Origin of the sequence: Stenotrophomonas sp. 278 (assembly GCF_003935715.1) — a bacterium.
Classification (GTDB): Bacteria; Pseudomonadota; Gammaproteobacteria; order Xanthomonadales; family Xanthomonadaceae; genus Stenotrophomonas; species Stenotrophomonas maltophilia_AH.
This window is the reverse complement of sequence record NZ_RHPP01000144.1, coordinates 1-9835: the sequence shown is the minus strand read 5'-3', so window position 1 is coordinate 9835 and position 9835 is coordinate 1. Positions and strand designations below refer to the sequence as shown.

The 9835-nt window shown below is 65.0% G+C and carries 9 protein-coding genes; 3 read left to right on the top strand and 6 right to left on the bottom strand.

The features are described from left to right. Nucleotides 1–146 precede the first annotated feature (146 nt). The gene (locus EGJ34_RS18275; protein WP_125361891.1) at nt 147–500 is read left to right on the top strand and encodes a DMT family protein; all 354 of its coding nucleotides are present in this window, start codon (nt 147–149) and stop codon (nt 498–500) included. A 60-nt stretch (nt 501–560) separates the two neighbouring features. On the opposite strand, the gene EGJ34_RS18270 is transcribed toward EGJ34_RS18275, so the two are convergent. From EGJ34_RS18270 to EGJ34_RS18245, 6 genes are all read right to left on the bottom strand, one after another. Next, nucleotides 561–1367 carry a hypothetical protein gene (locus tag EGJ34_RS18270; protein WP_125361890.1) on the bottom strand — a complete coding sequence of 269 codons (807 nt, stop codon included), beginning with the start codon at nt 1365–1367 and terminating at the stop codon, nt 561–563. A 356-nt stretch (nt 1368–1723) separates the two neighbouring features. Continuing rightward, nucleotides 1724–2605: a DUF6607 family protein gene (locus EGJ34_RS18265; RefSeq protein WP_125361892.1), complete on the bottom strand. Its 882-nt coding sequence runs from the start codon at nt 2603–2605 to the stop codon at nt 1724–1726. A 132-nt stretch (nt 2606–2737) separates the two neighbouring features. Further along, on the bottom strand, nt 2738–3319 hold the full coding sequence (locus EGJ34_RS18260; protein ID WP_260477052.1) for a Hemin transport protein: 582 nt from the start codon (nt 3317–3319) through the stop codon (nt 2738–2740). 5 nt (nt 3320–3324) lie between these two features. Then, entirely contained in the window at nt 3325–5511 is a 2187-nt protein-coding gene (locus tag EGJ34_RS18255) for a TonB-dependent hemoglobin/transferrin/lactoferrin family receptor (protein WP_125361889.1), read from the bottom strand. A 153-nt stretch (nt 5512–5664) separates the two neighbouring features. After that, entirely contained in the window at nt 5665–5862 is a 198-nt protein-coding gene (locus tag EGJ34_RS18250) for a hemin uptake protein HemP (RefSeq protein ID WP_125361888.1), read from the bottom strand. Nucleotides 5863–6234: 372 nt separating this feature from the next. Continuing rightward, nucleotides 6235–7200 (bottom strand): aldo/keto reductase, encoded by a 966-nt coding sequence (locus EGJ34_RS18245; protein WP_125361887.1) that lies wholly within the window; start codon nt 7198–7200, stop codon nt 6235–6237. A gap of 203 nt (nt 7201–7403) precedes the next feature. On the opposite strand from EGJ34_RS18245, the gene EGJ34_RS18240 reads away from it, so the two are divergent. Beyond that, complete coding sequence (locus EGJ34_RS18240; protein WP_125361886.1) at nt 7404–8702, top strand: nucleoside transporter C-terminal domain-containing protein; 1299 nt, start codon at nt 7404–7406, stop codon at nt 8700–8702. 25 nt (nt 8703–8727) lie between these two features. Beyond that, on the top strand, nt 8728–9693 hold the full coding sequence (locus EGJ34_RS18235; protein WP_125361885.1) for a ribokinase: 966 nt from the start codon (nt 8728–8730) through the stop codon (nt 9691–9693). Nucleotides 9694–9835 lie beyond the last annotated feature (142 nt).

Sequence of the window (9835 nt, the reverse complement as noted above, 5' to 3'; positions counted from 1 at the left end):
GCGGCAACTCGATTTTGGGGGGGTGGGGGGGGGGGGTTTTTTTTTAAAAGCCGCCGGGGGGGGCGGGCCCGGGCGGGGCGGGGGGCCGGCCAACGGCCGGCGCTACCGGCTATGCTCCCCACATCAATCCTACTGACACCTCCGCAATGCCCGGCACCTCCTTCGCCTCCTACCTCTACCCGGTGCTGCTGCTGGTTGGCAGCAACATCTTCATGACCTTCGCCTGGTACGGGCACCTGAAGTACAAGAGCGCGCCGTTGATGACGGTGATTCTGGTCAGCTGGGGCATCGCCTTCTTCGAGTACTGCCTGCAGGTGCCCGGCAACCGGCTGGGCAGCGCGGTGTATTCCGCGCCGCAGCTGAAGGGCATGCAGGAGGTGATCACCCTGGTGGTGTTTGCGGTGTTCAGCGCGTTCTATCTGGACCAGCCGTTGAAGTGGAACCATTACGCCGCATTCGGATTGATCGTGATTGCGGCGTTTCTAATGTTCAAGGAATAACAGTCGGCATGAATCCGGTAGCACCCGACCGTTGGTCGGGTGACCGGACGAAGCCCGGCGTTACGCCGGAACCACCGCCGCCTGATGCTGCCGCACCAGCTCGGTCAACGCATCATCGAGCATGCGCCGCTTCAGCGCTGAGTTGCCGAACTGCATGTCTTCCAGATCGCCCTTCAGCTCCTGGATCTGCGTGCGGTCCATCGATTCGGGCCTGAGCACGCCGCGCATGTCGGCGAACACAAGGCGCTTGCTGATTTCCGCCCTGACCCACTTGCCACTCGTTGCCGCCCAGGCCTTGCGGCATGCAGGCTGCTTGAACGCACCCCAGGCATCCGCCAATGTGCCGCGTTCCCGCTCCGGAATGTGCCGCGCCAGGAACTCGACCTGCTCGGCCAGGTTGTTGGCGTAGTACGACGTCTGGCTTTCCTTGTAGTCGTTGAAGTTGATCCCCAGCATTTTTTCAGGCGAATGCCCGGCAGCTTCGATATCCCCGAACGGGTTCTCTGATCGCGCCTCCAGCTGACGGTGCAGCATGGTGCGGATTTCAGGCGTATTGCCCGGCATTCTGCTCTTCAGCGATTCCTCAAAGGCGGTCCCCACCCCCGCCTCTGCCGTGCAGACAGCGCGCCTTGCCGTCTCGGTCATCGCACCGGCGATGCGCGGATTCTGGTCCAGCCGCTGCTGGCAGGCACCGTAGTTGCGCTGCAGGGCGGCTTCTATGTCTGGTGGAATGGGGCCGTTCGAGATGCCGGTCAGAGCGGCTTCGGCACCGGCGCTGGTTCCCGGTGCCGTAGTGGGTGCCGCTCTCGCTCCCTGAAGCGCAGCGACGGCCCCGATGAACGTGGTGAACATGCCAGAGAGATTCATGCAGAACTACTCCATGCGAGTGAAGTAGGCAGTAGCAAGCAATTTCCGGGGCGACGCTTTCGGAAATCCATCATCGAAATCCAGTTAGCGTCGGTCGACAGACGACGGCCGATATCGGTGATGTGTACGGTAACGAGTGACCTTCGACGGAAGCGCGCTTCTGCGTTCGCAGGTCATGCCCTACAGCAGCGATGGATGTTATCGCCGGTCGACTGTCGTGCGACCCTACCCTGCTTCAGGATCGCGCAAGCGGCGACCGAGGCACCGTGGACGGATTCACGCCTACCTCGTCGTTCGACCGACCCCTCCAGAGCAGGAGCAGCCGGGCAAGCCCGGCTCTACAGATTTCATACAGATCAGTTCGGGGCCTTCTCGACCCACTCCTTGAACACGGCGTCGATCTGCGCGTCCTTGACCTTCTTGCCGTTCTGCAGGTCCTGGGCCTGGGTGAACAGCGGGATGATCATCGCCATGCCGTCCAGTTTGGTCTTCAGGTGCACGCCCGGGGCCTGGCCGAGGAAACCGTCCCAGCGCTGGCGTACCTTGCCCCAGTAGTCCGCCGTGGCCTTCCAGTACTCGTAGGCCGGCTTGAAGTCCACGTCCGTGGTCTTGTTGTAGTCGTTGAAGCCGAACTCGCGCGCGATCTCCTGCTGGCTGCCATCCGCGCCGCGCAGGATCTTGGTGTTGAACTGTTCGTGGGTCCAGCCATTCGGCGTCAGCGTGTGCCGGTTGATCACCGCCAGCGCGTTGTAGTCACTGCGGCGCGTGTACTCGCGGCGCGGCAGCGGACGCCAGCTCAGGTCGCTGGTCCAGGTGGCCACACCGTTGCTGTAGTCCCACTTGCCCGTACCGCAGTATCGCGGCGCGTCGCTCACCTCATACACGCACTGCGTCCATGCGCCCGCGTTCAGCGCCGCCGGAATGGTGCGGACCTGCCAGGTCTGGTCGGCGCTGAACTCGAAACGGCTCGGCGCTTCATACACCCAGTCCTGACGCCAGTGCTTGGTCACATGACCACTCTTGCCGTCGACCAGGATGTGCTGCAGCACGATCCGCTGCGGGGTGTCTTCCACCACGATCACCACTTCACTGCCACCGCTGCGCACCGCCGGTGCGCGTTCGTAGCCCGGCTTGAGCAGCACGGTTTCGTCAAACGCGAAGTCCACGATGTACTCACCCTGCATGGCCAGGATGCTGTCGTGGTCGCGCTTGATGTCGGAGGGCTGGGCGTGGGCCATGCCGCTGGCGGCAAGCAACGCCAGAGCCGTCCCGACCAACGGTCGGGATCTACCGGTGGTTGCCGGACGTGCCTTTACGGTAGCGCACGACCGTTGGTCGTGCGCCGGCATCTTGAAGTTCATGGATATGCCTCAGGAAGGGCGAAGTGAAGATAGATGAAGCAGCGGCGTGGCCGCTGCCGAAAAACCGGCGGTGTCCGTCCATAGCTCGCCTTCGGCTCCTTCCACATCGGCAATACGGCGCGCGGTCGCTGCGCCCAGCGACGACAACGACGCCAGGCTCGCCGCCAGCCGATTGCCCTCGCCCACCTGCAACCGCAGCGCACACATCCGCCACGTTTCATTGCCCAGCTTGGTGGCCAACCGCCGCCACAGACGTTCGGCCACGCCGCCTTCGAAGGCGGTTTCCGGCCGCGCCGGGTAGGCCGACACCAGCCGGTCCCACGCCAGGAAGTCACTGTCGGGCAGCAGATACAGACGCCAGCAGCAGCGGCCGCGCGTATCGGCGAAGCACAGGCTTTCGCGGATGCCGTCGCTGTCCACGCCCTGACAGGCGTGGGCAGAGACCGCATGCTGCCAGCCACCCAGCTCGCTGCTTTCCGGGCGGTAGAGGCAAAGTACGGTGCCCAGGGCCGCCAGCTGCGCCGGAGAAGGCAGCTGGGCGGGGCGCAGGTACCGGTCGGAGGAACGCAGGGCGGACAGGGCTCGGCTCATGGCGGCTACCAGCTGACGGAGAGACTGGCCGAGACATTCCGGCCGGGATTGGTGTAGCGGTCGATCACCGTGCTGTTGGTCGCCAGCGCGGTGGTGATCGCCGAATAGTCGATGTACTTGCGGTCACCCAGGTTGAACACACCGACATTGAACTTCGCGCCCGGAGCGAATTCCCAGTGCGCCATCAGGTCGAGCACGCCGTAACCGGCCGGGGCAAAGGTGGTGTCGCTGGGCAGGCGGTCCTTGCGGCGGGCGAAGGTGCCGGCCAGTTCCACGCCCCAGTTGTCACGGTCATAGGCCAGGCCCAGGGTGCCGCGCAGCGGATCAATCGAGGCCAGCGGTACGTCTTCGGTCTTGTTCTGACCACGCGACCAGGCCACCGCGCCGTTCAACGACCAGCCGGCCAGGGCAGCACTGATCTCACCAAAGTCCACGCCGGCCTTCACTTCGGCACCGTAGATTTCCGCATCGGCCACGTTCTGCGACTGGAACACGATCAGGCCCTGGTCGTTGATGCCGACCTGGCGCTGCGACTCGATGAAGTCCTTGTAATCGTTGTAGTAGGCACTGACGCTGACGTAGGCCGCCGGGGTGAGGTAACGCACGCCCAGTTCGAAGCCATCACTGGTTTCCGGCTTCAGGTCCGGATTTGGAATCGCGGTGTACCCGAACATCACGTTGGTGAAGCCCAGGTTGACGTCGTTGTACGGCGGCGAGCGGAAGCCGTGCGAGTAGCCGGCAAACAGCGACCAGTCGCTGGCGAAGCGCCAGACCATGCCGAGCTTCGGCGAGACACTGGTCTTGGTCAGGTCGGACACCGCCATGCCGGGGTTGTCCGCGGCGAAGATCGCATCCACGTCCGGGCGCAGTTCGTAATGGTCCACGCGCACGCCCGGCACCAGCGACAGGCGGCCGTCGGCGAAGCGCATTTCGTCCTGCACGTACAGGCCCAGCTCGGTGGTCTTGCTGATCGGGAAGTCACGCACCGGGAACGCATCCGGCAGGATGGTGGTGCTGGTCTGGCCGTTCGCCAGCACCTGGTAGCCGTCGCGCTTCTGACGCGTTTCGGTCCAGGTGCCTTCCAGCCCATAGGTCAGTTCATGGCTGACGCTGCCGGTTTCCAGGCCCTTGTGGAACACCGCCTGCAGGCCGTACACGCGCTGGTCGAAGTTGAATTCGCGGTGGCGCGAGGTGCGGTTGGAGCGGGTTTCGTCGGTGCGCTGGGTGGTTTCGCTGTCCTGCCGGTACAACTGCCACGACAGGCTGTCGGCGAAGCCGGCGGCCAGGTTGTCCATCTCGTGCGCGAACGACACCCGCGCGCGGGTCTGGTGGTCGCGCGCCTGCATGCCGGTGGTGGTGGTGCGATCCACCGACGACAGCACCTCGGTGTCGACGCTGTCTTCGTTGCCTTCCACGGTCAGCTTGAAGCGCTGGTCTTCGCTGGGTGCGTACACCAGCTTGCTCAACACGCTGCGGCCGTCGCGGTCCTGCGGGTTGGCGGCGGTGCGGGTGCGGTCATTGCTGCGCACCTCGCCCATGCTTTCGGTTTCCTGGCCCTGGCGGTGATTGAAGTTCACCATGCCGCTCCAGTGGTCGCCGCCGAACGCGGTGGTGACGCTGCCGAGCAGGCCCTTCCATTCGCCGTCGTAACCGAACTTCAGGCCGACGTAGCTGTTCCTGTCGTCCTTCAGGTAATCGTTCGGGTCCTTGGTGACGAAGGCCACCACACCGCCGAGTGCATCCGAGCCGTACAGCGCGCTGGCCGGGCCGCGCACGATTTCCACGCGTTTGAGCGTTTCCAGGTCGGTGAAGTTGCGGTTGGCGTCGGAGAAGCTGCCGATATTGAAGGCCTTGGGCATGGCAATGCCGTCGGTCTGGATCAGCACGCGGTTGCCATCCAGGCCGCGGATGCGGAAGCCACCCAGGCCGAAACGTGCGGGGCTGCTGGTGACCGACACGCCGGGTTCGTAACGCACCAGGTCCTTGATGCTGTTGACCAGGTGGTTGTCCAGCTGCTCGCGGTCGATCACGTCGACGGTGGCGGCCACGTCGCTGAGTGCACGTTCGGTACGCGTGGCGGTGACCTGCACACGGTCGAATTCGCGCGCGTCAGCGGCACCGTCCGGCGCGGCGTGGGCGGCAAACGGCAGCAACGACGCGGTAATGGCGACAGCCAGGTAGGAACGGGTCATGGTGGTTGGCAGAGTTCGGCTGGACACAGAAGGAGGGCCCTCGACCGACACCCACGACCGCAGATCGCGGCGCGCAGGCGAAGCGTCGAGGGGGAGAGAGCGGTGGGGAGGCGTGCAGGACCGGTGGGAGGGAAGCCGGTCCCGCCGCCGGCCTCATTTGGTCAGGATCAGCTTGTCGTTGCTGGTATGACGCAGGCGATAGAAACGGTCGCCGTGCTGGATCAGGATTTCGCGGCGGCCCTTGAGCAGGGCTTCGCTGTCGATCACATCTTCGGCCGGAACCGCACGGACCGGGCGGTCGCGCAGGGTCAGGGTTTCGGGGCGCAGCAGTACAGCGGCTTGAGTGTTCATTGTCTGGACTCGTGCGTGGGACGAGTTAAATGATAATGATTCTCAGTTGACAAGCAACACCCATTCTCAACTTCGCTGAAGATTTTGCCTATCGGATTTTCATTTTTCGATAGATGTCGTCTATTGAATTGAGTGAATGGGGACTATCGACGGGATGTCTGGGAGCACGCCGTTGTAGAGCCGGGCTTGCCCGGCTGGAGGGTCCGCGCAAAAGGCAGCCGGGCAAAGCCCGGCTCTACGAACCCCACACCCGCATTGCAAGGAACGGATCGAACCCCACACCGCGTTGCATCGAACGGATCGCCCCACACCCGCATTGCACGGAACGGATCGAACCCCACACCCGCATTGCATCAGCGGATATTTCCCCGATCAGGCGAACACGGCCTCCACCTGCGCCCAGGCGGCCTCCTCCAGCTGCACTTCCAGCGCGCGCAGGTTCTGCTCGAGCTGACCGACCCGGCTGGCACCGAGGATCACACTGGACACATGCGGATTGCGCAGGCACCAGGCGATGGCCAGTTCGGCCGGCGAATAGCCAAGCTCCGCCGCCAGTTCGGTATAGCGCCGCACCTGCTGCAGACGCTGTTCGGCGGACTCGCCGAGGACGAGGTCACGCAACCAGCCCATGTCCTGCTGGCCCAGGCGCGAACCCGGCTCCATGCCGGCGTTGTGCTTGCCGGTGAGCAGGCCCGACGCCAGCGGCGAGAAGATGGTGGTGCCCAGGCCGGGGTCAGCGTACAGCGGCGCGTATTCCTCTTCCACCCGCTTGCGGTGCAGCAGGTTGTACTGCGGCTGCTCCATCGACGGCAGGTGCAGGTGCTGGGAACGGGCGAAGTCCACCGCCTCCTGGATCTGCGCCGCCGACCACTCCGAGGTGCCCCAGTACAGCACCTTGCCCTGGCGGATCAGGGTGTCCATGGCCAGCACCGTCTCGGCGATCGGGGTGTCCAGGTCGGGACGGTGGCAGTAATACAGGTCCAGGTAGTCCACCCGCAGGCGCTTGAGCGCGGCGTGGCAGGCGTCGGTGACGTGCTTGCGCGACAACCCGTGCTGGGTCGGGCGCGGGTCGTCCACGGAACCGAAGAACACCTTGCTGGACACGCAGTAGCCGTCGCGCGGCAGGCGCAGGTCGGCGATCACGTCGCCCATCACCTGTTCGGCGCGGCCGCGCGCATAGCCCTCGGCGTTGTCGAAGAAGTTGATGCCGTTGTCCCAGGCGGTGGCGATGAGGTTGCGGGCCTCATCGCGGCCGATCTGGTCGCCAAAGGTGACCCAGGCACCGAAGGACAGGGCGGAAAGCTTCAGGCCGGTGGAGCCGAGGCGGCGGTATTGCATGTGAGTCTCCTGCGGAAATCGGGGAGCCAGGCCGCACGGCGAACCTGAACGATGTGAACCAGTTTAGCCTCCAAACCAGCGCAAACCCTTATGGATGCTTGCCCGATCGCGTCCGTTCGCACCAGCGGCGGCGCTTTTTCTTGCCCCGCCCCGGCCACCACTATAGGCTTCCCGTTTTTCGCGGTGCCCCAGGGGGGCTTCTCATGGTCGAAGGTTTGGGCAGGATCGGCTTCGGCCTGTTTGGTCTGGTGGTGCTGATCGGTATCGCCTGGTTGTTCTCCAACAACAAGCGTTCGGTGGACTGGCGGCTGGTGGCCACGGGTATCGCCCTGCAGATCGCCTTCGCCGCCGTGGTGCTGCTGATCCCGGGTGGCCGCGATGTGTTCGACGCCCTGGGCAAGGGCTTCGTGAAGGTGTTGAGCTTCGTCAACGAAGGCTCCAGCTTCATCTTTGGCAGCCTGATGAACACCGAACAGTACGGTTTCATCTTCGCCTTCCAGGTGCTGCCCACCATCATCTTCTTCTCGGCGCTGATGGGGGTCATGTATCACCTCAACGTCATGCAGGCGATCGTGCGTGCGATGGCGTGGGCGATCACCAAGATCATGCGCGTGTCCGGTGCGGAAACCACCAGCGTCTGCGCCAGTGTCTTCATCGGCCAGACCGAAGCGCCGCTGACGGTGCGTCCGTATATCGCCAAGATGACCCAGTCCGAGCTGATCACCATGATGATCGGCGGCATGGCCCACATTGCCGGCGGCGTGCTCGCCGCCTACGTGGGCATGCTCGGCGGCAGTGATCCGGTGCAGCAGGCCTTCTATGCCAAGCACCTGCTGGCGGCCAGCATCATGGCCGCACCTGCGACCCTGGTCGTGGCCAAGCTGCTGGTCCCGGAAACCGGTACCCCGCTGACCCGTGGCACGGTCAAGATGGAAGTGGAGAAGACCTCCAGCAACATTATCGACGCCGCCGCCGCCGGTGCCGGCGACGGACTCAAGCTGGCGCTGAACATCGGTGCCATGCTGCTGGCCTTCATCGCCCTGATCGCCCTGCTCAACGCCCCGCTGACCTGGTTCGGCGAAGTGACCGGCCTGCAGGCCCTGCTGGGCCGTCCAACCGACCTGGCCACCCTGTTCGGCTATCTGCTGGCTCCGATTGCCTGGGTGATCGGTACGCCGTGGGCCGATGCCACCACCGTGGGCTCGCTGATCGGCCAGAAGGTCGTGCTGAACGAGTTCGTTGCCTACTCGGAACTGTCCAAAATCGTCAACGGCCAGGTGCCGGGAATGACCCTTTCTGATGAAGGCCGGCTGATCGCCACCTACGCCCTGTGCGGTTTCGCCAATTTCAGCTCCATTGCGATCCAGATTGGTGGTATTGGTGGTCTGGCCCCGGAGCGCCGCCACGACCTGGCCAAGTTCGGCCTGCGTGCGGTGCTGGGCGGCACGATCGCCACCTTCATGACGGCGACCATCGCCGGCGTGCTGACGCATTTCAGCTGATATCCGTTTTAGAGAAACAATCTTTATGAGTAGCAGTGTCGTCGTAGTCGGTTCCTTCAACGTGGATCATGTCTGGCGTTGCGAGTCGCTCCCGGCCCCGGGTGCGACCATTGCCGGCCGCTACAGCACCGGCCCCGGCGGCAAGGGCTTCAACCAGGCCGTCGCGGCCCGCCGCGCCGGTGCGGCCACCACCTTCCTGTGCGCCCTCGGCGACGACGCCGGCGGTGCCATGGCCCGTGGACTGGCCGCCCAGGACGGTTTCGAGCTGACTGCCGAAGCCAGTTCGGAGCCCACCGGCACCGGCGGCATCTACGTGGATGCCCGTGGCCGCAACACCATCGTGATCGGCCCCGGTGCCAATGCCGCCCTCAGCACCGCCTTCATCGAGCAGCAGCGCCCGCTGCTGGCCGGTGCCAAAGTGGTGCTGGCGCAGCTGGAATCGCCGGTGGAAACCATTGAAGCAGCCCTGGCCATCGCCCGCGAGGGCGGTGCCACCACCGTGCTCAACGCGGCCCCGGCCGACGCCCCGTCCAGCATTGGACTGCTCAAGCTGGCCGACGTACTGACCCCGAACGAAACCGAGTTTGCATCCCTGCTCGGCCGCCACGTGGGCGAGCGCATCGACGCCGACAACGTGGCCGCCCTGGACGGTGCCAGCCTGCACGCCCTGTGCCGCAAACTGGTCGGCAACGGCACCGTAGTGGTGACCCTGGGCGCGGTGGGCGTGTTTGTCTCGCATGACGAAGACACCCTGCGCGGCGATACCCAGCCGTACTACCGCGTGGGTGCCGAGCAGGTGCAGGTGGCCGACACCACCGGTGCCGGCGACGCCTTCAACGGTGCGCTGGTGGCCTCGATGGCACATGATCCGAGTGCGGCCTTCGCCCGCCACGTGCGCTTTGCCAACCAGTTCGCCGGCCGCTCGACGGAGAAGGAAGGCGCGGCCGTGGCGATGCCGCATTTCACGCCGGCGGACGCGCAAAGCGCCTGATCGGCGCGTAACAATTATCGGAACCGATATTCGGTAGCGCCGGCCGTTGGCCGGCCCAAGCGGCGGGGTGTGGGGCCCCCCGCCCCGCCCGCCCCGGTGGGCAAACCCCCTAGCCCCACGCCCGCCCCCCCCCGCGACACCC